Raw genomic sequence first — 24,662 nt, forward strand, 5'->3', positions numbered from 1 at the left:
GGATCCCACCGGTGTCCACATCGCACGAGGTCGAGAGGCATGACGTGGCAGGTCAGTTGACGGCGGCGAGGATCAGGGCGGACGTCGCCGAGATGCTCCACCGTCGCCCGGACGAAAGTTTCGACGCGGAGGATCTGTTCGACTGCGGCCTGGACTCGGTGCGGCTGATGACGCTCATCGAGCGGTGGCGCGACGCCGGCGCCGAAGTCAGCTTCGTCGACCTGGCCGAGCGGCCGACGGTGGAGCACTGGGTGAAGCTGCTGGTGGGCGGCGATGGCTGAGCCGCTGCCGCTGGGCGCGGCCCAGGAGGGCATCTGGACCGGTCAGCAGTTCGACCCGGACAGCCCCGCCTTCAACACCGCCGAGTACGTGGAGATCCGCGGCCCGGTCGACGCGCGGCTGCTGGAGGCGGCCGTGCGCGGGGCCGTCGGCGAGGCCGAGGCGCTGAACGTGGTGTTCGAGGAGGACGCCGACGGGCGCCCGTGGCAACGCCCCCGCGACGACGAGTCGTGGCCGCTGCACACCATCGACACCAGTGCCGAGGCGGATCCGCTCGCCGCCGCGACGGCCTGGATGCGGGCGGACCTCGACACCCCCGTCGACCTGCGCAAGGACCCGCTGTTCCGGCAGGCGTTCCTCCGGCTCGGCCCGGACCACCTCCTGTGGTACCAGCGCGTGCACCACATCGCCCTGGACGGATACGGGCTGTCCCTGGTCGCCCGCCGGGTCGCCGAGCTCTACACCGCCCTCGTCGAGGGCCGGGACCCCCCGCCCCGGACGTTCGGGGCGCTGGCCGCCGTGGTCGACGAGGACCGGGCCTACGCCGACTCGGACAGGTACGCCGCCGCCCGCGAGCACTGGACGTCCCGGGCGCAGGGCAGGCCGGCGCCGGTGGTGCTCGCCCGCCGCACCGGGAAGCTGGCGCGGACGGTGCTGCGCGCCACGGCGGACCTCGACACCGCCGGCATCGACGCGTTGAAGGCGGTCGCGAAGGCCACCGGAACCACGTGGAGCGAGACCGTCATCGCGGCCTTCGCGGCGTACCTGCACCGGATGACCGGCGCGGACGAGCTGACCCTCGCGCTGCCGGTCATGTCGCGGCTCGGTTCGGTGTCGCTGCGGGTGCCGTGCATGGTCACCAACGTCGTGCCGCTGTGGGTCCGCGTCGAGCCCACCGCCACGCTGGCCAGCCTCACCGGGCAGGTCGCGGCGGAGCTGCGGGCCGGGCGCCCGCACCTGCGCTACCGCTACGAGCAACTGCGCCGCGACCTGCGGATGGTCGCCAGCGAGCGCAAGCTGTTCGGCCCGTCGGTCAACATCATGCCGTTCGACTACGGCCTGCGCTTCGCCGGGCACCGGGGCGTCGTGCACAACGTCAGCGCCGGGCTCGTCGAGGACCTGGTGGTCCACGTGTACGACCGGGCGGACGGCAGCGGGCTGCGCATCGTCCTCGACGCCAACCCGAACTGCTACGACGACGAGGAGCTCACCGGTCACCTGACCCGGTTCCTGGCCTTCCTGCGCCGCGTGACCGACGCCGCCGACACCCCGGTCGCCGACGTCGACCTGCTCCTCGACGGCGAGCGCCGGCTCCTCCTGGAGGAGTGGAACGACACGGCCCGGCCCCTGCCGGCGGTGACCGTACCCGCGCTGTTCGCGGCACAGGCCGCCGCGACGCCGGACCGTACGGCGCTGGTGGCCGGCGACGCCACGCTGACCTTCGCCGAACTCGACCGCCGCGCCGACCGCCTCGCCCACCTGCTCGTCGCCCGGGGGGCCGGCCCCGACCGGCACGTGGGGCTCCTGCTGCCCCGCACCTCCGAGGCGATCGTGGCGCTGCTCGCCGTGCTCAAGGCCGGCGCCGCGTACGTGCCCGTCGACCCGGACCTGCCCGCCCGGCGGGTCGCGGCGATGCTCGCCGACAGCGCGCCGGTCGTGCTGCTCGCCACCGGGGCGCTGTGGGCCGGGCACCGGCAGTCGGAGGTCCCGGTCCTGCTCGTGGACGCCCCCGCGACCGTCGCGGAGCTGGCCGAGGCGCCCGACGCGCCCGTACCGGACACCGGCCTCGCGCCGGAGCACGCGGCCTGCCTCATCTACACGTCCGGCTCCACCGGCGTGCCGAAGGGCGTCGTGGTCGAGCACCGTGGTCTGGTCAACCTCTTCCACCACCACCGCGACACGATGATCCGGCCGGCGGCCGCCGGCCGGGTGTGCCGGGCCGCGCTGTCCGCGTCGCTGTCGTTCGACACGTCGTGGGAGGGCCTGCTGTGGCTGCTCGACGGCCACGAGCTGCACTTCGTCGACGACGACCGGCGTCGGGACCCCGCCGCGATGCTCGACTACGTCGACCGGCACGAGATTGACTTCATGGACATCACCCCCACGTACGCCGAGGAGTTGGTGGCGAACGGCTTCCTCGACGCCGGCCGGCACCGGCCCGCCGTGCTCGCGCTCGGCGGCGAGGCCACCGGCCCCGCGCTCTGGACGGCCCTGCGCGACGCCGGCACGACCGTCTACAACCTGTACGGCCCCACCGAGTGCACCGTCGACACCCTCTGGTGCCGGCTCTCCGAGAGCGCCGACCCGATCGTGGGCAGGCCGCTGACCAACACCAGGGCGTACGTGCTGGACCCGGCGCGCGGGCTCGTGCCGCCGGGCACGGTGGGCGAGCTGTACTTCGCCGGGGCGCCGGTCGCCCGCGGCTACCACGACCGTCCGGAGCAGACCGCGGAGCGGTTCGTGAAGGATCCCTTCGGGCCCCCGGGCAGCCGGATGTACCGCACCGGCGACCTCGCCCGCTGGCGGCGCGACGGCACTCTGGAGTTCCTCGGCCGCGCGGACGACCAGGTCAAGATCCGGGGCTTCCGCATCGAGCCGGGGGAGATCGAGGCGGTCCTGCTGGCCCACCCCGCGGTCGCCCAGGCGGCGGTGGTGCCCCGCGAGGACGCGCCCGGTCAGGTGCGGCTCGTCGGCTACGTCGTGCCGGTGGGCGACGCCGCGCCGGAGCCCGCCGCGCTGCGGCAGTTCGTGGCGGAGCGGCTGCCCGACTACATGGTGCCGCCCGCGTTCGTCGCGCTGGAGGCGATCCCGCGTACCACGAACGGCAAGCTCGACCGCGCGGCGCTGCCCGCGCCGGACCTGACCGCGACCGTCGGCGGCCGCGCGCCCCGCGACCACCGCGAGGCGGTCCTGTGCGGTCTCTTCGCCGACCTGCTCGGCCTGCCGGAGGTCGGCATCGACGACGACTTCTTCTCGCTCGGCGGGCACTCCCTGCTCGTCGCCCGGCTGATGGGCCGGGTACGCGCCGAGTTCGGCGTGGAGATCAGCATCCGGACGGTGTTCGAGGCGCCGACCGTCGCGAAGCTCGCGCCGGCGCTCGCCACGGACACCGCCGGCGGCTCGACGGAGGTGCTGCTCCCGCTGCGGACGCGGGGGAGCGGGCCGCCGCTGTTCTGCGTCGCGCCGGCGACCGGGCTGGCGTGGTCGTACGCCGCGCTGCTGGCGAGCCTGCCCGACCGCCCGGTGTACGGACTCCAGTCGGTCGCCGCCGCCGGGTGCGCGAGCGTCGCCGACCTGGCCGCCGACCATGTGCGGCGCATCCGTGAGATCCAGCCCGCCGGGCCCTACCACCTGCTCGGCGCCTCGTTCGGCGGCCTGGTGGCCCACGAGATGGCCACGCAGCTCGCGGAGGCCGGCGAGGCGGTGGCCCTGCTCGCGCTGCTCGACTCGTATCCGGTGCCGGCCGCCTGGCGGGAGCTGCCGCCGCCCGCCGAGCACGACGCCGCCGCCGCCGTACTCGGCCAGGCCGTGCTCGGCGGCCTCGACGAGGCGCAGCGTCGCCTCGCGTACGACGCCTTCGCGCGCAACTCGCGGCTCGCCGCCGGCTGGACGCCCCGGCGCCTCGGCGGCGACGTGCTGGTCGTCGAGGCGACCGAGGGCAAGACACCGGACTGGCCCGGCCCGCGGAGCTGGGAGCCACACGTCGACGGGCGCATCGACGTGCACCGGCTGGACTGCACCCACGACGGCATGCTCGCCGCCGGTCCCCTGGCGCGGGTCGGCGCCGTACTCGCACCTGTCGGCGATCATCGGAGGGCAACATGAGCGAACGGCGTGAGTGGCTCGGACTCGGCGCGGTTCTCGCCGCGACGTTCATGACCCAGGTGGACGGCTTCGTCGTCAACGTGGCCAGCCCGTCCATCCAGCGCGACCTCGACGCGGGCTTCGACCAGATCCAGTTCGTCGGCGCCGCGTACGTGATCGCCTTCGGGGCCCTGATGGTCACCGGCGCGCGGCTCGGCGACCGGATGGGCCACCGCACGGTGTTCCTCTGGGGCGTCGCCGGCTTCACGGTGACCTCGTTGCTGTGCGGCATCGCGCCGGACGCCGACCTGCTCATCGTGGCCCGCTTCCTGCAGGGCGCCACGGCGGCGTTCATGGCACCCCAGGTGCTCGCGATCATCCGGGCCACGATGCAGGACCCGGAGCGGCTGGCGAGGGCCATCAGCGTCTACGGCGTGGTCATCGGCCTGGGCGTGATCAGCGGCATCGCGGGCGGCGGTCTCATCGTCGAGGCCGACCTCTTCGGCCTCGGCTGGCGGCCGGCGCTGCTCGTCAACGTGCCCGTCGGGATCGCGATCCTGGCGTTGGGCGGGATCCTGCCGCGTACCGTGCCGAAGGCGCCGCACCGCCTCGACCTCGCGGGCGCGGCGCTCACCATCGTGGCGGCGCCGGCCCTGCTCGTGCCCCTGGTCTTCGGGACGGACGGCTCGCCGTGGCTGTGGCTCGGCGTGCCGCTCGCCCTCGTCCTGGCCGTCGTGCTGGTGCGCCAGCAGCGGCGCCTGCATCGCGAGGGCGGCGAGCCGCTGTTCCCGCCGCGGGTCGTCACCGCCCCCGGGATGCGGCTGTCCCTGGTGACCGTGCTGGCGCTGTTCGCCACGAACTCGGGGCTCTTCCTCGTGTTCACCTACTACCTGCAGACGGGGCTGCGCTTCACGCCGCTCACGGCGGCGCTGATGTTCGTACCGCTCGGGATCGGCTTCTCGCTGGGCTCCGCGGCGAGCCGCCGGGTGGCACGCCTGGTCCCGGCGCCGACCCCGGCCGTGGGCTGCGGCCTGCTCGCCGCCGTCCTGCTGGCCAGCGCGGCCGTCGTCCAGGCGCCCGAGTCCGCGCAGGCGCCCATGCTCGTCGCGGTGGTCACGCTGGCCGGCTTCGGGCAGGGCCTGGTCGTCTCACCCCTGGTGGCCGGGATCCTCGGCCGGGTCAGGCCCGCCGAGGCGGGCGCGGCGTCCGGCATGGCGACCACCGTGACGCAGTTCGGCCTGGCGCTCGGGGTCGCGGTCGCGGGGGTCTGCTACCGCACCGTGCTCGGCGCGACGCCCGGCGACCCCGACGTGCCCTTCGCCGACCACGCGACGGCCTTCGCGGTCACCGCGCTCCTGCTCGCGGCCTCCGCGATCTGCGCCGGCCTGGTCAGTGTCCGTCTGCACCACCTGCCCAAGCCCGCGGCCGCGGCCGCGGCAGCGGAAGAGGCGGCGGCGCCGTCGCCCGTCGCCACGTCAACTGCTCGGAGGACCGGATGAAACTCAAGCGACTCCCCCTCGCGGCGGCCGTCGCCGCCCTGCTTCTCACGACGGCATGCTCGACGGCCAAGAGCGAGGCCGGCCAGTCGAACGACCCGCCGAAGGCGGGCTACCCGGTGACGATCAGCAACTGCGGCAAGAAGTACACCTACCAGCAGGCGCCGAGCCGCGTGGTCGTGATGAACGGCGGGTCGGTCGCGGAGGTCTCCGCGCTGCTGGAACTCGGCGTCGCCGACCGGATCGTCGCCAACGCGCAGTCCTACGGCGCCTCCGAGGTCGACGGCCGGGTCGACGCGATCAAGAAGCTGCCGACGGGCAACATCAAGCTCAACGACATGTCGGACATCCCGCGCGAGGCCATGATCGGGCTGACGCCCGACTTCGTGATCTCCACGTACGACGGCGGCTTCCGCGCCGAGGCGGGCTTCGCCACCCGCGACGACCTCGCGGCCGTGGGGGCCAACACGTACGCCCCGAAGAGCTCGTGCGGTGAGGTCGGCACGGTCTCCGGCACGCCGACCGTCGAGGACAGCTACGCGCTGCTGCGCGACCTCGGGGCCATCTTCGGGGTGTCCGAGCGCGCCGAGAAGATCATCGCCGACTCGAAGGCGCGCATCGCCGAGGTCGGGACGAAGACCGCGAGCCTGCCGAAGCAGAAGGTCATGCTGATCATCCCCGGCATGGCGATGGGTGGGGAGTTCAGCTCGGTCGGCGGCAACGGGATCTGGAACGACATCATGGCCAAGTCGGGTGCGGTGAACGCCTTCGAGGGCGCCACCGACCAGATGTTCGCCAACCTCTCCCGCGAACAGGTCGCCAAGGCCGACGTGGACGTCCTGCTCGTCGTGAACTACATGTCGAAGGATCCGGACGCGGACGCGAAGAAGCTGCTCGCCCAGTTCCCGCAGTGGGACGCGGCGAAGAACAACCGCTACGTCGTGTTGTCCGACTCGATCTACCTCGGCCCCAGCAACCACCTCGCGGTCGCCAAGATCGCGCAGGCCGCGCACCCCGAGGCGTTCTGAGCGCCATGACCACCTTGTCGCGTTCCACCAACGGCCGGGTGTCGGCCGCGCCGAAGCGCCCCGCCACCCGGCCGGCCCCCCTGCACGGCGCGCCCCTGCCGCTGTGCCTGCTCGTGCTCGGCGTACTGCTGGTCGTCCTGATCCTCGTCGCGGCGGCCGTCGGCTCGGTGCCGGTCTCCATCGGCGACACCGGCCGGATCGTCTGGGCGCACCTGACCGGGGCGACCCCCGCCGTGGACCCGGCCCACGACCAGATCGTCTGGACCTTCCGGATCCCACGGGTGCTGCTGGCCGCGCTGTGCGGCGCCGGGCTCGCGGTAGCGGGCGTCGTGCTGCAGGCCCTCGTGGCCAACCCGCTCGCCGACCCCTTCATCCTCGGCGTGTCGGCGGGCGGCTCGGTCGGCGCCGTCACCGTGATGGCGCTGGGCGCCGGCGCGGCCGGCGGACTCGGGGTGTCGGGCGCGGCGTTCGTCGGCGCGATGCTGGCGGTGGCGCTGGTCTTCACCCTCGGGCAGCAACACGGCCGGCTCAACCCGGTCCGGCTCGTACTCGCGGGGGTCGCGATCAGCTACGTGTTCACCTCGATCACGAGCCTGCTCCAGTTGCAGACGACGCCCAACAACATGCGCCAGATCATGTTCTGGCTGCTCGGCAGCGTCGCGGGCGCCCGCTGGGAGCAACTCCAGGTCGCGGGCGTGGTCGTCCTCGCGGTGACCGTGCTGCTGACCATGTACGCCCGGCAGTTCAACGCGCTCGTCACCGGCGACGAGTCGGCGACCGCCCTCGGGATCGACGTCAAGCGGCTGCGGATCGTGTCGATCGTCCTGACGTCGCTGCTCGCGGGCGTGCTCATCGCCGTGGCCGGTGGCATCGGCTTCGTCGGGCTGATGGTGCCCCACCTGGTGCGGCTCGCGTTCGGCGTGGACCACCGCCGGGTGCTGCCCCTCGCGGCCCTCGTCGGCGCGGTCTACCTCGTGATCGTCGACCTGCTGTGCCGGACGGTCGACCCGCCGAACGAGTTGCCCCTCAACATCCTGACCGCCCTCTTCGGCGCACCGTTCTTCATCTGGCTGATGCGCCGGGATAGGAGCCTGTCCCACTCATGAAGCTTCAGGTGCAGCAGGTGTGCGTCTCCATCGGTGGTACGCCGATCCTCCGCGACGTCAGCATGGAGGTCGCGCCCGGCGAGGTCGTCGGCCTGATCGGCCCCAACGGCAGCGGCAAGTCCACGCTCCTGCGGACCATCTACCGGTCGGTCCGGCCCGCCGGCGGGCAGGTGCTGCTCGGCGACGAGGACGTCTGGTCGCTGTCGGCGCGGGCGGCCGCGCGGCGGACCGCCGCCGTGTTGCAGAACAGCCCCACCCCGCCGGGCCTGACCGTGCGGGAGGTCGCCGCGCTGGGCCGGACCCCGCACAAGGGGGTGTTCGACCGCGAGACGGCCGACGACAACGACATCGTCGCCGACGCGCTGGAGCGCACCGGCATGCTGGGGCACGCGGACCGGATCTACGGCTCGCTGTCCGGCGGTGAGCGGCAGCGGGTGCTGCTCGCCCGGGCGCTGGCCCAGCAGCCGCAGCTCCTGGTGCTCGACGAGCCGACCAACCACCTGGACATCCGGGCCCGGTTCGAGCTGTTGGAACTGGTGCACACGCTGGCCGTCACCACGCTGGCGGTGCTGCACGACCTGGACCTCGCGGTGCGCAGCTGCGACCGCCTCGTCGTGCTGGACCGCGGGGAGGTGGTCGCGTCGGGGCCGGTGCTGGAGGCGCTCACGCCCCAGGTGCTGTCCGGGGTCTTCGGGGTCACCGCCGAGACGGAACGTCACGAGGACGGGGTCGTCCGCGTCACGTACGGCGCCCGGCCGCTGGCCAAGACGGGCTGAGCCGGGTGCGGCGGACGTGCCCGCCGCCCGGCCGGATCCGGCCGGGCGGCGTCCCGACGGGCGGGCGGCGCGCCCCGGGCGCGCGGCCCCCGTCGGGCGCGCGCCCGTCGCCGCCTTCACCGCGCCCGTGCGCCGCGCGGTCCCCGGGACGCCCGGCACGCTGGCCGAACGGTTCCATCGAATTCTGGTTCCCGGCGATGAGGCCGACTGGACTGCCACTGGAATCCCTTCTTCTCGGCATCCCGCATGGTTACCGTGAATTCATGTCGGAGCCACTGGAAGAAAGCGCGGTCACGGCTCTGGCCCTGGCCGTCGGGCGCGGCGACCGTTCCGCGGCGGATCCTCTCGTCCGCAGCACGCAGCGTGACGTCTGGCGATTCCTGGTCTACCTGGTCGGGTACGCCGACGCCGAGGACCTGACGCAGGAGACGTTCGTCCGCGCGCTGGGCAGCGCGCACCAGTTCACCGGGCGCCACCACGCACGGTCCTGGCTGCTGGCCATCGCGCGGCACGTGGCCGCAGACCACTTCCGCGCCGCCGCGAGCCGGCCCCGGATCGTGTCCGACCAGGACTGGCAGGCCACCGCGGAGCGTTCCGCGGCCCACCACCTGCCCGGCCCGGACGACACGGTCGCGCTCAACCTCGCGGTACGCACGCTGCCCGCGGCCCGCCGTGCCGCGTTCGTGCTCACCCAGGTCGTGGGCCTCGGCTACGCGGAGGCGGCCGCACTGTGCGGCTGTCCCGTCGGCACGATCCGCTCCCGCGTCGCGCGGGCCCGCCGCGACCTCGTGTCGGTCCTGGCACCGGCCCCTCGGCGGCGTCCGGCGCTGCCCCGGTAGGCCCTCGCCACCGCGCGGCGGTCACCGCGTCAAATGTCCCTACTAGAGGATATGACGTGACGGTGGCAAATGTTCCCTAGCATCGATTAGGACCCTTTCGCGCTGCGGCGGCCAGGGGTGGACGGCTTGACGGCCGTCATTTTTTTGTGGAAAGGTCGACCCTCAAGGGGGAAGGTGTCCGTAAGGGCACATCGCAATTCGGGGCCGGGAATCCGTCAAAAACGTTTGCGTTGCGTAACAACTCTGTGGGGTGCGACGCCTGTCGGCGTCCGATCGGCCGCACCGGGTTGTTGCGCGGGTCGACGAGGCATTCCCGCCCTCGGGTCGATCACTGGGGAGTGTGTCGTGGTTGTTGGATCGACGCCCGCTACCGGGCATCGCGGCTGGCGGGGGGCCGGCCACACCGGGTACGGGGCCAGTTGGCCTCTGGGCGTACGCTGGCTGCGCTAGAACAAACGAGAGCGCTGCTGCCGTGAACCTCTCCGTCACATCAGGGCGCTCATCATCGCGAGGGGCCGCGCCGCTACCGGCGCCCCGTCTCGCGATGGGCGTCGTCACCGCCGTCTTCGCAAGCATCAGCCTCATCGGCTTCATCCACGTCATGTTCCTGCCGGTCGGTCCAGTGGCCATCGCGCTGTCGTTCACGTGCATCGCCGTCCTGATGGCGATGCAGTTGCTGTGGTACGGCCGGGACAACGGACGCCTGCGCACGCCGCTGGGCTACGGCGTCCTCGCCACCCAGGCCGCGCTGGTCTATCTGCCGATCCTGACCTTCGGGCAGGCGTGGGTCGGCATGCCGGGCTTCCTGGCCGGCAGCGTGCTGCTCGTGCTGCGGGCGGTCACGGCGTGGGTGACCTTCGTCCTCATCGTCGCCTCGATGGCCGTCGCACAGTGGATCTTCACCCGTGCTCCGATCGACATGCTCTACACCGCGATCTCCACCGTCACGACGGGGCTCGTGGTGTACGGGTTGTCCCGGCTGACCGCCCTCGTCGTCGAGGTGCAGGAGAGCCGTGCGGAGATCGCCCGCATGGCGGTGCTGCGGGAGCGGCTGCGGTTCGCCCGCGACCTGCACGACCTGCTCGGCTACAGCCTGTCCGCCATCTCGCTCAAGATCGAGCTGGTGCACCGGCTGATGGAGAAGTCGCCGCAGGAGGCGAGCGACCAGCTGCTGGAGATCCTGGAGATATCGCGGGTCGCCCTCTCCGACGCGCGGACCGTCGCCAGTGGCTACCGCGAACTGTCGCTGGAGGAGGAGTGCCGGTCCGCCGTGTCCGTGCTGTCCGCCGCGGACATCCAGGTGCGGCTGGACAGCGACCACCTGGACCTGCCGGTCCAGGTGAGCACGGTGCTCGCCACGGTGCTGCGGGAGGGGGTGACCAACATCCTGCGGCACAGCAAGGCCAAGCGCTGCGACATCACCATCCGGCAGACGCAGGACGACGCCTGGATCGAGATCGTGAACGACGACCTGGCCGTCGGGCCGCCCAGGGACCCGGGCAGCGGGCGGAACGGGCTGCGCAACCTGTGCGTACGCGCCGAGGAGATCGGCGGCTCGCTGACGGTCGACCAGCAGCCGGACCAGTTCCGGCTCTGCGCCCGGGTGCCCCTGCGGCTGGAGCGCCACGGGGCGTCCCGGTCACAACCAGCCGGCCTCCCGGGCGACCCGGATGGCGTCGACGCGGTTGCGCGCGGAGAGCTTGTTGACGATCGTGGTCAGGTAGTTGCGGACGGTGCCGACTGACAGGAACATCTGCGCCGCGATGTCGACGGCCTGGAGTCCCTCCGCCGTGAGGCGGAGGACTTCGGTCTCGCGCGCCGTGAGGGGGCACTCGGCGCTGTCCCAGGCGGACATCGCGAGTTGGCTGTCGACGACCCGGCGACCGGCGGCGACGCTGCGGATGGCGTCGACCAGCTGCTCGGTCGGGGCGTCCTTCAGCAGGAAGCCGGTCGCCTTCGCGGACAACGCCCGGCGCAGGGTGCCCGGTCGGCCGAGCGCGGTCAGGACCAGGGTGCGGATCTCCGGCAGGTGGGCCTGGATGTCGGCGATGGCGGAGAGCCCGTCCTTGCCCGGCAGGTCGATGTCGATCACGGCGACGTCGGGCCGGAACCGCCGCGCCATGGGGAGGATCTCCGTGCCCGAGGCGACCGCGGCGACGACCTCGATGTCCGGCTCCAGGTTGAGCAACGCGACCAGCGCATCGCGGACCATGTGCATGTCCTCGGCCAACAACACCTTGATCAACTTGGCATCCCCTGTCGGGCCGGCGCAATTAACCCCGTTCTATCACGCGCCCGCACACATCCTGAATGCTGTTTTCGCGCCCACGTGCGAAGCGTCGCCGAGCCATTTGCCGACGGTCGATCGACCCATTCACATTCCGTGCACGCCCAGGTACTCGTCGTTACAGGACATGTCGTTTTCGGGTAGTCCGATGGCGAATTCGCCGACCCCGACCTCCGCCGGCCAGTCGAGCCCGAACGCCGATGCGGAAACCCTGGCGTCGCCCATGGTCAGGGCGCACGTGGCGAGCCCGAGCATCGTGGCGACGAGGCAGAGCGTCTGCTGGAGCATGCCGACGTGCTTCAGGGTGGTGGCGTAGGAGATGCTGTCGTACACCCAGGAGAGCCTGCCCACCCGCGCGGTCATGGTGATCAGCACCGGCGGGGGCCGCCGGTCCCCGACGGACACCCGGGCGTTGACGAGCATCTCGTCGATGTCCGCCGGACTGGCGTTGACGAGGGTCAGCGCGTGCTCGACCGGGCTGTAGTGGTAGATCCCGCGCCGCAGGTCCGGGCAGCGGTCCACCGTCAGGTACAACTCCAGCTCGTACAGCGAACCCGCGCTGGGATACGGCCGTCGCGTCACCGTGTACCGCACGTTGTCGGGAGCCGTGGCCACCGTCTGCATCCGGACCCGCGCCGCGTGGAACAGCAGTTCCCCGAGTTCGCGGGTCGACGGCGCCGCCTCGGCGAACGCGCGGGTGGACCGGCGCCGGTCGACGGCTTCGGTGAGCGTCATCCCGTGCGGAACCGAGACGGGCGGCCGGTACATCGGGATCCGCGGCCCGGCGGGCGCCGGCTTGACGGCGGCCGGGGGCGGCAGGGTCGCGAGGTGACGGAACGTCGCGCCGGCGGGGTCGTCGTGCGTGCCGAGCCTGCTGCGCGAGTGGAACAGCAGGTCGTACGGCGACCACATCGCCAGCGTGGGGTCGGAGTCCTCGTGGAACCGCGACGTGCCGGCCTCACCGACGACGACCATGCCCGTGCCGACCAGATAGGCGACGATGTCGGCCACCCCGGGCAGCGCCAGGCCGACCCGCCGCGCCACCTCGACGACGGTGGTCGCGCGGGGGAGCGCGCCGAGCACCAGCGACACCTGCGGCCGGTGCAGCACCACCCGGTGGTGCGACAGCGGGGACTCGAGCACCAGCTCGCCGTCCCGCTGGTGGGCGAACGCGAAACGGGACAGCCTGACCGGTTGGTCCTCGGCCACCTCCGGCAGCTCGAACACCCCCAGCGGGGACACCGGCTGGACGGACAGCAGCGGCACCGGCGAGTCCCGCGAGCCGAGCGAGCGGACTATCCGGCCGGGCAGCCGGTCGAGGACCGACCGGAGGGCGCGCCCGTCCAGCCCGGCGACGTTGCCGAGCGCGACCGGCCCGTAGGTCATGCGGTGCAGGACCTCCTCGACGGCGGGCGCGGGGCGGCCCACCGGGACGTCGCCCCAGCGGGTGAGGATGGTCAGACTGCCGTCCTCAGCCGTCTCGATGGTCACGTCGTCCCGGAAGGACCACAGCGACAGGCTCGGTCCGGGGCGGGACGTGTCGGCGTCGGATGGCAACCTGGCTCCTCGACGGGCGTGGCTGGGGCCACGTGCACCCCGCTCTACACGAAAAGTGGTATCGGGTTGAGGTTCTCGTACTCCGTGGGGCGGTCGAGCCTGCCGAGCTGCACCGGGACGTCGAACAGTCTGCCCGGCGCGAACCTCGCCCAGAAGCCGCGCATCCCCGGCACGATGGCCTTCACCACGGGGAGCCCGACGTCCGGGCGGGTCTGGTCGAGCACGAGCACGTCGAGCCCCAGTGCCTCCAACCTGTGCTGCACCGAGCGGACGTCGGCCAGCAGATCGTCCGTCGGGGTGTGGCGGTAGTCGGCGAGCCGGCGCGCCGGCACCGCCGGATCGGGCCGCAGGTAGGCGTCCCCGGCCCAGGTGGCGGTGCGCCACCACCGTACGGCGTCCGGATCGGACCAGCCGTACCCGCCGTCGTCGCCGCCGACCTCCGCCACGGTCGGCATCAACTGGTTCATCTCGGTGAGCGCGCGGACCAGCGCCGCCCGCGGGTCGGGGTGGGTGCCGAAGCCGAACATGATGTCCTCGCACCGCTTGTCGGTGCGCCGGGACAGCGCGGCCATGGTGGGGATCCCGACGTCCGACGACACGTCCAGCACCCACACCTCGCGGTGCAGGCCCGCGTAGACCTCCCGCAGCTCGTCGATCCAGCGGTCGCGGAAGCTGTCCAGGTCCACCGCGGGGGCCTGGGTGCGGTTGTACCACCAGAGGGCCACGGCGTCGCGCTCCACCACCTCCAGCAGGCCCTGGAGCAGCGCGTCCTCCAGGCTGCTGCCGGCGGCGTTGCCGTTGGAGTCCGCGCACAGCGACATGCCGCCGTGCTGCTCCGGCACGTTGAAGTAGAGCATCGAGGTGGGCAGCAGGCGGTGCCGCTGCTCGGTGAGCGACCACACCGGCGTCCAGCTCGTCACGGCCGCGTCGTCGAACGGCGCGCACACGTACTGGAACGGCGAGCAGGTGGCGTTCCAGCGGTCGCGGTCGGCGTACTGCCGCTCGTCGAACAGCAGGCAGTCGTCGGGGTGGACGGCGGTGCCCGCCAGCTCGGTGTAGCTGCCGGTGACCCGGGCCTCGTCGCCGTGGAAGTACGCGCTGTGCCGCTCGATGGCCTCGCACAGCGCGCTCACCTCGGCGTGCACGGGGGTCACGCCCTTGCCGCCGTTCTCGGCCCGCAGCGCGAAACGCATCTGCTCCGCGTTCCTGCGGGTGGTCATCGCGAGATTCGGGCCGGAGCGGAACGAGTTGAAGAAGGCCGGGCCCCGCCCGTCGCGGGTGATCTCCTTGACCACGCCGCTGACCGGGCTCACCAGGTGCCCGTAGTCGCGCAGCACCCGCTCCGGCGGCAGGGCGCGGTGGCTGCCGCCGCTGCGGGACGCCTTCGGCCGGCTGCGCAGCGGCACCGGACGGAACGCCCGGTCCCGCTCGATGCCGGGGTCGCCGCACTCGGGGCACTGCGGCCGGGCGCGCACCTCGTGGTGGGCGCCGCGCAGGGTGACGCTGTCCAACGTCCACACCGTGCGCTGCCCGTCGTGCCGGAGCCCGGCCGTCCACTTCGCGGCCTCCAACGCCACCAGGTGCAGGGCGGCGGCGCCGAGCGGGGGCAGCGACACCGGCGGGGTGCCGATCTCCGTGTCGGAGCCGACGACGGCGCGCAGGCGCGTCTCGGCCTGGCGGTGGCCGCGCAGCCGGTGCCCCAGACAGTGCCAGCACCCCGTCGCGGCGGCGGGGTCGAACACGGGCCCCACCCACACCTGTGCGCCGCCCGGCTTCGCGAGGAGCCAGGGCCGGCCTGCCGCGCGATGCGCGGCGTCGACGGCAGCCAACCCCTCGTCGAGGTAGTCCTCACAGAGCACAATCGATAAGTCGGCGGACGGGGCCGAAAAGTTCCCGGACACCGGCGTCACCGTCAACCCGGCCGCGCGCAGCGCGTCTGTCGCCGCCACGGCATCCGCCGCACGGCCGCCGACGCGGACGAGGTCGACCCGGGCGGCGGCGGTGGCCCGTACGGCGGCGGTGGGGTCCAGACCCGCCGCCTCCCAGTACGCGAGCGCGGGCTCGTCGGCCTCCGCCTCCCGCGCCGGCCGCAGCGTCACCAGGCCGGCGTCGACGAGCCGCCGGACGACCGTGCCGATCTCGGCGGGCGACATCCCGGCCGGACTGTCCCGGACGAGTTCCGCCAGGTCACGGGTGCCGTCGAGCAGCGGGGCCAGGGCCTCGACGTGCGCCCCGCTGACCGAGGTCGCGCCGCGCTCGGAGAGCAGGTAGACCGCGTCACCGCGTACCACGTGGGCCCGCAGGTGCCGCTTGAACCCGACGCGCAGCTGTGCATCCCCACCCGACATGGCTGCTCCCTGCTCGACCAGTGCCGCTCCAGCGACACTCCAGCGTGCCTCCAGCCAGCCTCGCGGCAGCGCAGGCTGCGGGCAAGTGCCGCGGTCACATGCTGCCCCCTCGTTTGGTCATGCCCGTCCATGACGCGGTCACTATCGGCTCGACCTTCGCTTGGAATAGCGTGGAAGCCTGTCCTGACTCCCCCTGGTCGGAATCGTCGCTCCCGTCACGGAACCAGTCGCCGACGCACTCGTCGGCGGTGGAAAGTGCGGTGGATCCGACTGATAGCGAGGTCGGCGAAATGATTACCAAGTTTGCGGAACTGGGATCGATGTCGCACGAGGAGAAACTGACGCTCCTCGCCGCGTTGCTGGAGTCGGCGGCCGAACCCGCGACGGAAGTCCGGCGCCCCGAGCCGCCGCCGGTCGTGCCACCACGGCACCCGGCGGGGAACCCGCTCGCCGGGCTGCGGTTCGAACTGCTCGGCCCGCTCGTCATCCGGCACGACGGGGTCGACATCGCACCGAGCGCACCGAAGCTGCGGCTGGTCCTGTCCGCGTTGCTGTTCAACGTGAACCAGCCGGTCGGCGCGTCGGTGCTCGTCCGGGAGCTGTGGAGCACGGGGGCGCCCCGCACCGCCCACGCCACCCTCCAGACGTACATGTTCAAGGTGCGCAAGCTCTTCCGCGGCGTGCTCGGCGGCTCCGTCGAGGACATCGCGCGCGACGTCCTGCTCACCTGCTCCGGGGGCTACACGCTGCGGGTGGACCCGAAGCAGCTCGACATCGTCGAGTTCGACGAGCTGGTCACGGCGGGCACCGCGGCGATGCACGCGGGCGACTACGAACAGGCGGGCGCGCACCTGCGCCGGTCGCTGGCGCTCTGGCGCGGCAACGTCGTGCACCAGGGCCAGTGGGGCCCGCAACTGCGCGCCCAGGCCGCGCGGCTCGAGGAGCGGCGGTTCTACGCGTACACCACCAGGATCGACGCCGACCTCTGCCTGGGGCGGCACCGGGAGGCGACCTCCGAGCTCGCGTCGCTGGTCGTGGAGCACCCGCTGCACGAGTCGGCGCACACGATGCTGATGCTCGCGCTGCACCGGTCGGGGCGTACGCCGGCGGCGCTGGAGGTCTACCTGCGGTTCCGGCGGCGGATGATGAACGAACTCGGCATCGAGCCCTCGGAGCGGATCCAGGCGCTGCACCTGGCGCTGCTGTCGACCGACCCGCTGCTCGCGGACCTGTCGCTCACCTCCGACATGCTGCTGGACCGGCTCGTCGGCCGGGTCCGCCACGGGCGTCGGCTGAGTTCTTCCGCTGTTACCGGCTGATGGGCCGGCCGCGATTACCTTCAATTTCGCACTCGTGCGCAAAGGAGGAATAGCAATGACCACATCGCCGGTGAAGAACAGTGCGCCTATCGGGCGTGCGACATTTGCCAACGACCCGGGACTGCTTTCGGACGTGCTGCGCCCGTACGCGAGGCCGAAGACCCAGTACCTCAAGTCCGCGACGGTCACCGTCGCCAACGGGCTGGCGAGCGCGGAGGGCGAGTTCGCCATCCCGTACCCGTGCTACATCGACGACACCGGTCACCTCAACTCGGTCGAGGTGAACATCTGCTTCAACCAGCTCATGTACTACCTGATCGCCAAGTGCGTCCAGGACCGGGCGGTGCCCGCGCTGGCCGCGTGGACGATGGAGGACTACTGGGCCAAGCAGCTGCCGGACATGCTCATCGCGAACTTCACCAGCAGGTTCCGCCGGCCGATCGACTCGTCGTCGTTCCACGGCGAGGTCTCCTTCGCCGAGTTCAGCGAGCGCAACCGCAGCAAGCCGGTCCAGATCATCGACATGCCCTGGCGCTTCTGGGACACCCAGGGTGGCGTCGCCGACGGCGAGGTACGGATGGCGCTGGTCAACCCGCCCGGCATGCGTTTCCAGGCCGACGCGGCGTGAGCCGCCTCCACCCGTACGTCCCCTGAGGAGGACCCCGGTGACTGTTCAGTTGCGCACCCTCGTCGACGTGGTGCGCAGGCACGCCGTCCAGCAGCCGGACGTCGTCGCCATGGTCTGCGAGGGCCGGCGCGTCGACTACGCCACCCTGCACCGCGTCAGCAACCAGGTGGCGCGCGCCCTCCAGGCGGCGGGCCTGCGCCCCGGTGACCGCATCGCCTACCTGGGCAGGGAGTCCGAGCACTACTACGAGCTGCTCTTCGGCGCCGCGAAGACGGGCGTGGTGCTGGTGCCGATCAACTGGCGGCTGGCCGCCGGCGAGGTCGAGCACATCCTGCGCGACTCGGGCGCGGCCCTGCTCTTCGTCGACTCGGACTCGGCCGCCGTCGCCGAGAAGCTGGCGGCGGAACTGCCGACGCTGACCGGGGTGGTCGGGCTCGACGAGCCGGGTGCCGCCGGGGCCGGCTTCACCGCCTGGGTGTCGGCGCAGCCGGACGCGAACGTGCTGGCCAGGGTCACCCCCGACACGCCGCTGGTGCAGATGTACACAAGCGGAACGACGGGCCTGCCGAAGGGCGTCGTCCTCGCGCACCGCAGCTTCTTCGCGGTACGCCAGGCGCTCGCCTCGGCGGAGCTGGACTGGATCGACTGGCGCGAGGGCGACGTCAGCCTCGTCGGCATGGCCGGCTTCCACATCGGCGGCCTGTGGTGGGCGACGCAGGGCTTCGTGTCGGGCGTGACGAACGTGGTCATGCGCGAGTTCACCACGGCGGGCGCGGTCGAGCTGATCAGGACGCTGCGCGTCACCACCGCCTGCCTGGTGCCCGCGATGCTGCGGCTGCTGCTGGCGGAGCCCGGCGTGTCGAAGGAGGACTTCACCTCGCTGCGCAAGGTGGTCTACGGTGGCGCGCCCATCTCGGCGGCGCTGCTGGCCCGCTGCGTCGAGGGCTTCGGCTGCGAGTTCGCCCAGATCTACGGGCTGACCGAGACCGGCAACACGGCCATCTGCCTGCCCCCGGCCGACCACACGCCGGACAGCGGCCGGATGCAGGCGGCGGGACGCCCCTACCCGGGCTTCGAGGTCAAGATCGCCGACAGCCGGGGCGAGCCGCTGCCGCCCGGCGAGATCGGCGAGGTCTGGTTGCGTACGCCGGCGGCGATGGTCGAGTACTGGAACCTGCCCGAGGCCACGGCGAAGACGCTCGTCGACGGCTGGGTCGTCACCGGTGACGCGGGGGTGCTGGACGAGGACGGCTACCTGTTCATCCGGGACCGGATCAAGGACATGATCATCGTGGCGGGGGAGAACGTCTACCCGGCGGAGGTCGAGCACGTCATCGGGCGCCACCCGCTGGTCGCCGAGTCGGCCGTCGTGGGCGTGCCGGACGAGCGCTGGGGCGAGGCCGTGCACGCGTTCGTGGTGCCGGTGGAGGGGCAGCAGCTCACCGAGAGTGACCTCGCCCTGCACCTGCGCGGCAAGCTCGCCGCCTTCAAGCAGCCCCTGCACTACGAGTTCATCGACCGGGTGCCCCGCAACCCCAGCGGCAAGATCCTGCGCCGCGAGCTGCGCGAGCGATTCTGGCAGGGTCACGAGCGCAGGGTGAGCTGATCGCGATGACCACCGAGCGCGAATGCCGCGCCCCGCTGCACCGGCTGTCCCGGCCGGCGCGGCGGCGCGGCGCCACGCTGCTCGACGCCACGCTGCTCGACGCCCTCGCCGAGGTCGTCGCCATCCACCGCACGACGATCGCGGCGCCCGGCGGGACCGGACGCCGCGAACTCGTGGCACGGGGCGTCGCAGACCACGCGCGGGTCGTGGGCGGCCCCGGCCGCGCACCCGACCTCGGCCTGGTCGACGAGGCCGTCCGCCCGGAGGACACCCGGGCCCGTCCCGTGTCCGCGCTCGCCGCCGGCCCCGTCCGGCGGCGCGGCGCGCACGGGCACATCCCGCTCTAGCACACGATCCCCCACCGGTCCGCCCTTGGAGTGACGTCGATGCCCGACAACGAGGAAAAGCTGCTCGACTACCTCAGGCGGACGACAGCGGAGCTGCGCGAGACGCGGCGGAAGCTGCGTGACGCGGAGGAGGCCGCGCACGAGCCCATCGCGATCGTCGGCATGGCGTGCCGGTATCCGGGGGGCGTGCGTACGCCGGAGGACCTGTGGGACCTGGTCGCCGCCGGACGCGACGGGATCGGCGGCTTCCCCACGGACCGGGGCTGGAACGTGGGGGAGCTGTACGACCCGACCCCGGGCACGCCGGGCCGGTCGTACACCCGCGAGGGTGGCTTCCTGCCCGACGCCGCGGACTTCGACGCCGAGTTCTTCGGGATCAGCCCGCGCGAGGCGTTGACCACGGACCCGCAGCAGCGGCTGCTGTTGGAGACCTCGTGGGAGGCGTTGGAGAACGCGGGCATCGACCCGGTGGGGCTGCGGGGCAGTGCCACCGGCGTGTTCGCCGGGATGATGTACCACGACTACACGGGCAACAGCTCCACGGGCTCGATCGCCTCGGGCCGGGTGGCGTACACGTTCGGGCTGGAGGGGCCGGCGGTCACCGTCGACACCGCCTGCTCGTCTTCCCTGGTCGCCCTGCACCTCGCCGGGCAGGCGCTGCGCAACGGCGAGTGCACGCTGGCGCTGGCCGGCGGCGTGACCGTGATGGCGACCCCGGAGACGTTCATCGAGTTCTCCCGGCAGCGCGGGCTGTCGCCGGACGGCCGCTGCAAGTCCTTCGCCGCCGCCGCCGACGGGACCGGCTGGTCCGAGGGCGTCGGCGTGCTCGTGCTGGAGCGGCTGTCGGACGCGCGGCGCAACGGCCACCGGGTGCTGGCGGTCGTTCGCGGCACGGCCGTCAACTCCGACGGGGCCTCGAACGGCCTGACCGCCCCGAACGGGCCGGCGCAGCAGCGGGTGATCCGGGCCGCGCTGGCCAACGCGCGGCTGTCGGCGAGCCAGGTCGACGTGGTCGAGGCGCACGGCACGGGCACGGTCCTGGGGGACCCGATCGAGGCGCAGGCGATCCTGGCCACCTACGGGCGGGACCGGGACCGGCCGCTGTGGCTGGGCTCGATCAAGTCGAACATCGGTCACACCCAGGCCGCGGCCGGCGTCGCCGGCCTGATCAAGATGGTGGGCGCGCTGCGGCACGGGCTGCTGCCGCGCACCCTGCACGTCGACGAGCCGTCCCCGAAGGTCGACTGGTCGGCGGGGGCGGTGTCGCTGCTGACCGAGCCGGTGGCGTGGCCCGCCGGCGACCGCCCGCGTCGTGCCGCCGTGTCGTCGTTCGGCATCAGCGGCACCAACGCGCACGTGGTGCTGGAGGAGCCCGAGCCGGCGGAGGCCCCCGAGCCGGTCGCCGCGGCCGAACCGCCGGTGATCCCCTGGGTCCTCTCCGGACGGACTCCGGAGGCGGTACGGGCGCAGGCCGCGCGCCTGGCCGGCGCGGTGGCGGGCCGCGATCCCGAGGACGTCGGGTTCGCCCTGGCCGTCGGGTTCACGCTGGCCGTCGGGCGCACCGCGTTCGAGCACCGCGCCGCGGTGGTGGGCCGCGACCTCGCGGAGCTGGTACGCGCGCTGGAGGCCGGCGTGCAGCCGACCCCCGCCGGCACGGGCGGGCGGCTCGCCTTCCTGTTCACCGGGCAGGGGGCGCAGCGGCCGGGCATGGGCGCCGAACTCGCCGCCGCGTACCCCGTCTTCGCCACCGCCTTCGACGAAGCCTGCGCTGCCCTCGACAAGCACCTCGACCGGCCCCTACGCGAGGTCATCGACACCGACGAGCTGCACCAGACCGGCTACACCCAACCCGCCCTGTTCGCCTTCGAGGTCGCCCTGCACCGACTCCTCGAATCCTGGGGCGTCCACCCCCACGCCGTCGCCGGACACTCCATCGGCGAACTCGCCGCCGCCCACATCGCCGGCATCCTCGACCTCACCGACGCCGCCACCCTCGTCGCCGCCCGCGCCCGCCTCATGCAGGCCCTCCCCGCCGGCGGCGCCATGATCGCCGTCGAAGCCACCGAGGAACAGGTCACCCCCCACCTCACCGGCACCGTCGGCATCGCCGCCGTCAACACCGGCACCAACGTCGTCATCTCCGGCGACGAGGCCGCCACCCGCGCCGCCGCCGAGGCACTCGCCGCCCAGGGCCACCGCACGAAGCGCCTCACCGTCTCGCACGCCTTCCACTCCCACCTGATGGACCCCATGCTCGACGACTACCGGGCCGTCGCCGCGTCCGTCACCCACCACGAACCCCGCATCCCCCTCGTCTCCACCGTCGACGGCCAACCACTGCGGCCCACCGCCGACCACTGGGTCGACCAGGTCCGCCAGGCCGTCCGCTTCCACGGCGCCGTCACCACCCTCACCACCACCCACCACGTCGACACCTTCCTCGAGATCGGCCCCGACACCGTCCTCGCCACGGCCGCCGCCACCGGCGACGCCACCGCCATCGCCACCACCCGCCGAGGACAACCCGAGACGCACACGCTCACCAGGGCCGTCGCCGCGCTCCACACCCGCGGCGTCCCGGTCGACTGGCCCACGTTCTTCGCCGGCGCCCGGACCACGGAGCTGCCGACGTACCCCTTCGAACGCCAGCGGTACTGGGCGGAGAACACCGCCGCGACCGGGGCGGCGAGCCGACTCGGGCTCGCCGACACCGAGCACCCCCTGCTCGGCGCGGCCGTCGCGCTGCCCGACTTCGACGGCGTCGTCTACACCGGCCGGCTGTCGACCGGCACCCACCCGTGGCTCGCCGACCACGTCGTCGCGGGCGTCGTGCTCGTTCCCGGCGCGGCGCTCGTCGAACTCGCGGTGCACGCCGCGGACGCGGTCGGCTGCCCGGTGCTGGAGGAGCTGACCACGGTCGCCCCGCTGGTCCTGCCCGCCGACGGCGCGGTGCAACTGCGGTTGCGCGTCGGCGAGCCGGACGGGGAGGGCCGCCGCACCGTCGAGATCCACTCGCGCGGCGAGCACACCGAGAGCTGGACGGCGCACGCCACCGGACTCGTCGCCGCGGAAGCGGTCACCGCGCCCGACACCGTGACCGAGTGGCCCCCCGCCGACGCCCGGCCGGTCGACCTGACCGACGCCTACGACCGGCTCGCCGACTCCGGCTACGAGTACGGGCGGGCGTTCCGTGGCGTCACGGCGGTCTGGGAACGCGGCGACGAACTGTTCGCCGAGGTCACCCTCCCCGAGGCGGACGAGCGGTTCGCGCTGCACCCCGCCCTGCTGGACGCCGCGCTGCACGCCCCGCTGCTGGCCGACCCCGCCGGCACGGGCAACACCGTGCTCCCGTTCTCGTGGCAGCAGGTCGTGCTGCACGCCACGAACGCCACCGCCCTGCGGGTCCGCATCGCCCCCGTCGACTCCGGCTGGGCGATCACCGCGACCGACGGCACCGGCGCCCCCGTGGTGTCGGTGGGCAGGCTGGAGACCCGGCCGGTCGGCGCGCTCGACGCCCGCCCGACCCACCACGACTCGCTGTACGAGCTGACCTGGACCCCCGTGCCGGCAGCCCCAAGGCAGGACGGGGACGTACGGCTGCTCGACACGACCACGTTCCCGCCCGCCTCCGCCCCGGCGGACACCCCGGCCGGCGTCCGCGCCGTGCTGCACCGCGTCCTCGACGAGCTCACGTCCTGGCTGGCCGAACCCGCCGGCTCCCGCATCGTCGTGCGTACCCGCGGCGCGGTGGCCCTGCCCGGCGAGGACGTCACCGACCTCGCGGGCGCCGCCGTCTGGGGGTTCGTCCGCTCGGTCCAGGCCGAGCACCCCGACCGCGTCGTCCTGGTCGACGGCGACGTGCTGCTGGCCGACGACGAGCCGCAGCTCGTGGTCCGCGACGGCGTCCCGTACGCCGCCCGGCTGGCCCGGGCGGCCACCGCCGACCCCGTCGCCACGGACCTCGGCGCCGGGACGGTGCTGGTCTCCGGCGCGTCCGGCGCGTTGGGCGCGGTGGTGGCCCGGCAGGTGGTGGCGGTGCACGGGGTGCGCGACCTGCTGCTGGTGTCCCGCCGTGGCGCGAGCGCCCCGGGCGCCGAGGAGCTGGCGGCGGAGCTGACCGCGTCGGGCGCGTCGGTGCGCTGGGCGGCCTGCGACGTGGCCGACCGGGACGCGGTGGCGAAGCTGGTCGCCGGCTGCGACCTGTCGGCGGTCGTGCACGTCGCCGGCGTGGTGGACGACGGTCTGCTGGCGTCGTTGTCGCCGGAGCGCCTCGACCGGGTGCTGGCGCCGAAGGTGGACGCGGCGTGGCATCTGCACGAGGTGACGGCCGGGACGCCCCTGTCGGCGTTCGTGGTGTTCTCGTCGGCGGCGGGCGTGTTCGGCAACGTGGGCCAGGCGGCGTACTCCGCCGCGAACGCGTTCCTCGACGCGCTTGTCGTGCGACGCCGGGCGGCCGGCCTGACCGGGCAGTCCCTGGCGTGGGGCATGTGGGACGGGGGGATGGCGGGCGAGCTGACCGGCGCGGAGCGGCAGCGGCTGGCCCAGGCGGGCGTACGCGCCCTGCCGGTCGACGAGGGCCTGCGCCTCTTCGACGCCGCGCTCACCTGCGCCGCGCCGGTCCTCGTACCCATCGGGCTCGACCTCGGTGTGGTCGACGGTCCGCTCTACCGCGGCCTGGTCCGCCCCCGGACCCGGCGGGCGGCCTCCACCGGCGACGGCCTCGCCGCGCGCCTGGCCGGCCGGTCCGGACCGGAGTGCGCGGACCTGCTGCTGGACCTGGTCCGCACGAACGTCGCGACGGTGCTCGGGCACCGCGACCCCGACGCCGTCGACCCCGGTCGCGCCTTCACCGAGCTGGGCTTCGACTCGCTCGCCGCGCTGGAACTGCGCAACCAGCTCAACGCCGCGACCGGCCTGCGGTTGCCCGCCACCCTGACCTTCGACCGGCCCAACACCCGCGCGGTCGCGGAGCTGCTGTACGAGCGGCTCGTCCCCGACACCGGCAGCGACGGCGGGCTGCCGGAGGACGAGGTCCGCCGCATCCTGCTCGCCATCCCCCTCAGCCGGCTCCGGGACGCCGGCCTGATGGACAGCCTGCTCGAACTGGGCGGCGTCCGGGTCGCCGCCGCCGAGCCGGACGCCGCACCCAGCGGATCCATCGACGACATGGACGCCGACGCACTGATCAGCATGGCGCTCGCCGACCTCGGTGAAGCGACGACGGAAGCGGGGAGCTGACCAC

General features: G+C 73.2%; 16 protein-coding genes. 13 read left to right on the forward strand and 3 right to left on the reverse strand.

Annotation, left to right across the window (positions count from 1 at the left end; translation table 11 throughout):
- The first annotated feature begins 11 nt into the window (after window positions 1-11).
- From F6X68_RS01260 to F6X68_RS01295, 8 genes are all read left to right on the forward strand, one after another.
- The gene (locus F6X68_RS01260; protein ID WP_225851889.1) at window positions 12-281 is read left to right on the forward strand and encodes a phosphopantetheine-binding protein; all 270 of its coding nucleotides are present in this window, start codon (window positions 12-14) and stop codon (window positions 279-281) included.
- Entirely contained in the window at window positions 274-4,104 is a 3,831-nt protein-coding gene (locus tag F6X68_RS01265) for a non-ribosomal peptide synthetase (RefSeq protein ID WP_225851890.1), read from the forward strand. Before F6X68_RS01260 ends, F6X68_RS01265 begins: the two co-directional genes overlap by 8 nt.
- A complete protein-coding gene (locus tag F6X68_RS01270; protein WP_151452486.1) occupies window positions 4,101-5,582 on the forward strand; it encodes an MFS transporter in 1,482 nt (493 codons plus the stop codon). Before F6X68_RS01265 ends, F6X68_RS01270 begins: the two co-directional genes overlap by 4 nt.
- Window positions 5,579-6,607: an ABC transporter substrate-binding protein gene (locus F6X68_RS01275; protein ID WP_151452487.1), complete on the forward strand. Its 1,029-nt coding sequence runs from the start codon at window positions 5,579-5,581 to the stop codon at window positions 6,605-6,607. Before F6X68_RS01270 ends, F6X68_RS01275 begins: the two co-directional genes overlap by 4 nt.
- A 5-nt stretch (window positions 6,608-6,612) precedes the next feature.
- Window positions 6,613-7,713, forward strand: coding sequence for an iron ABC transporter permease (locus F6X68_RS01280; RefSeq protein WP_151452488.1), 1,101 nt, complete (start codon window positions 6,613-6,615; stop codon window positions 7,711-7,713).
- On the forward strand, window positions 7,710-8,489 hold the full coding sequence (locus F6X68_RS01285; RefSeq protein ID WP_151452489.1) for an ABC transporter ATP-binding protein: 780 nt from the start codon (window positions 7,710-7,712) through the stop codon (window positions 8,487-8,489). Before F6X68_RS01280 ends, F6X68_RS01285 begins: the two co-directional genes overlap by 4 nt.
- A 263-nt stretch (window positions 8,490-8,752) precedes the next feature.
- A complete protein-coding gene (locus tag F6X68_RS01290; protein WP_151452490.1) occupies window positions 8,753-9,328 on the forward strand; it encodes a sigma-70 family RNA polymerase sigma factor in 576 nt (191 codons plus the stop codon).
- A 544-nt stretch (window positions 9,329-9,872) separates the two neighbouring features.
- Window positions 9,873-11,072, forward strand: coding sequence for a histidine kinase (locus F6X68_RS01295; RefSeq protein ID WP_151452491.1), 1,200 nt, complete (start codon window positions 9,873-9,875; stop codon window positions 11,070-11,072).
- On the opposite strand, the gene F6X68_RS01300 is transcribed toward F6X68_RS01295, so the two are convergent.
- The 3 genes from F6X68_RS01300 to F6X68_RS01310 form a co-directional block, all read right to left on the reverse strand.
- Window positions 10,968-11,573: a DNA-binding response regulator gene (locus F6X68_RS01300; protein ID WP_132240694.1), complete on the reverse strand. Its 606-nt coding sequence runs from the start codon at window positions 11,571-11,573 to the stop codon at window positions 10,968-10,970. The two genes, F6X68_RS01295 and F6X68_RS01300, sit on opposite strands and share 105 nt — an antisense overlap.
- A 129-nt stretch (window positions 11,574-11,702) precedes the next feature.
- Window positions 11,703-13,172 carry a SagB family peptide dehydrogenase gene (locus F6X68_RS01305; RefSeq protein WP_151452492.1) on the reverse strand — a complete coding sequence of 490 codons (1,470 nt, stop codon included), beginning with the start codon at window positions 13,170-13,172 and terminating at the stop codon, window positions 11,703-11,705.
- A 44-nt stretch (window positions 13,173-13,216) separates the two neighbouring features.
- The gene (locus F6X68_RS01310; protein WP_151452493.1) at window positions 13,217-15,520 is read right to left on the reverse strand and encodes a TOMM precursor leader peptide-binding protein; all 2,304 of its coding nucleotides are present in this window, start codon (window positions 15,518-15,520) and stop codon (window positions 13,217-13,219) included.
- 290 nt (window positions 15,521-15,810) lie between these two features.
- Here F6X68_RS01310 and F6X68_RS01315 point away from each other — a divergent pair, with 290 nt between their 5' ends.
- Genes F6X68_RS01315 through F6X68_RS01335 form a run of 5 tightly spaced genes read left to right on the forward strand, consistent with a single transcriptional unit; the run spans window position 15,811 to window position 24,658 of the window.
- The gene (locus F6X68_RS01315) at window positions 15,811-16,839 is read left to right on the forward strand and encodes an AfsR/SARP family transcriptional regulator (RefSeq protein ID WP_192581223.1); all 1,029 of its coding nucleotides are present in this window, start codon (window positions 15,811-15,813) and stop codon (window positions 16,837-16,839) included.
- Window positions 16,840-16,894: 55 nt separating this feature from the next.
- Window positions 16,895-17,467 carry an FcoT family thioesterase gene (locus tag F6X68_RS01320; RefSeq protein ID WP_151452495.1) on the forward strand — a complete coding sequence of 191 codons (573 nt, stop codon included), beginning with the start codon at window positions 16,895-16,897 and terminating at the stop codon, window positions 17,465-17,467.
- A 37-nt stretch (window positions 17,468-17,504) separates the two neighbouring features.
- Window positions 17,505-19,073: a fatty acid--CoA ligase gene (locus F6X68_RS01325; protein ID WP_225851891.1), complete on the forward strand. Its 1,569-nt coding sequence runs from the start codon at window positions 17,505-17,507 to the stop codon at window positions 19,071-19,073.
- 5 nt (window positions 19,074-19,078) lie between these two features.
- Window positions 19,079-19,420 carry a hypothetical protein gene (locus F6X68_RS01330; protein ID WP_151452496.1) on the forward strand — a complete coding sequence of 114 codons (342 nt, stop codon included), beginning with the start codon at window positions 19,079-19,081 and terminating at the stop codon, window positions 19,418-19,420.
- Window positions 19,421-19,450: 30 nt separating this feature from the next.
- Complete coding sequence (locus F6X68_RS01335) at window positions 19,451-24,658, forward strand: type I polyketide synthase (protein ID WP_370518892.1); 5,208 nt, start codon at window positions 19,451-19,453, stop codon at window positions 24,656-24,658.
- The last annotated feature ends 4 nt before the right edge of the window (window positions 24,659-24,662 follow it).

The organism is Micromonospora sp. AMSO12t (genome assembly GCF_008806585.1).
Lineage (GTDB): Bacteria > Actinomycetota > Actinomycetes > Mycobacteriales > Micromonosporaceae > Micromonospora > Micromonospora reichwaldensis.

Excerpts from the sequence above, each read along its gene's own strand:
- F6X68_RS01265 (WP_225851890.1), top strand. The coding sequence starts at position 274 with ATGGCTGAGCCGCTGCCGCTGGGCGCGGCCCAGGAGGGCATCTGGACC.
- F6X68_RS01270 (WP_151452486.1), top strand. The coding sequence starts at position 4,101 with ATGAGCGAACGGCGTGAGTGGCTCGGACTCGGCGCGGTTCTCGCCGCG.
- F6X68_RS01275 (WP_151452487.1), top strand. The coding sequence starts at position 5,579 with ATGAAACTCAAGCGACTCCCCCTCGCGGCGGCCGTCGCCGCCCTGCTT.
- F6X68_RS01280 (WP_151452488.1), top strand. The coding sequence starts at position 6,613 with ATGACCACCTTGTCGCGTTCCACCAACGGCCGGGTGTCGGCCGCGCCG.
- F6X68_RS01285 (WP_151452489.1), top strand. The coding sequence starts at position 7,710 with ATGAAGCTTCAGGTGCAGCAGGTGTGCGTCTCCATCGGTGGTACGCCG.
- F6X68_RS01290 (WP_151452490.1), top strand. The coding sequence starts at position 8,753 with ATGTCGGAGCCACTGGAAGAAAGCGCGGTCACGGCTCTGGCCCTGGCC.
- F6X68_RS01295 (WP_151452491.1), top strand. The coding sequence starts at position 9,873 with ATGGGCGTCGTCACCGCCGTCTTCGCAAGCATCAGCCTCATCGGCTTC.
- F6X68_RS01310 (WP_151452493.1), bottom strand. The coding sequence starts at position 15,520 with ATGTCGGGTGGGGATGCACAGCTGCGCGTCGGGTTCAAGCGGCACCTG.
- F6X68_RS01315 (WP_192581223.1), top strand. The coding sequence starts at position 15,811 with ATGATTACCAAGTTTGCGGAACTGGGATCGATGTCGCACGAGGAGAAA.
- F6X68_RS01320 (WP_151452495.1), top strand. The coding sequence starts at position 16,895 with ATGACCACATCGCCGGTGAAGAACAGTGCGCCTATCGGGCGTGCGACA.
- F6X68_RS01330 (WP_151452496.1), top strand. The coding sequence starts at position 19,079 with ATGACCACCGAGCGCGAATGCCGCGCCCCGCTGCACCGGCTGTCCCGG.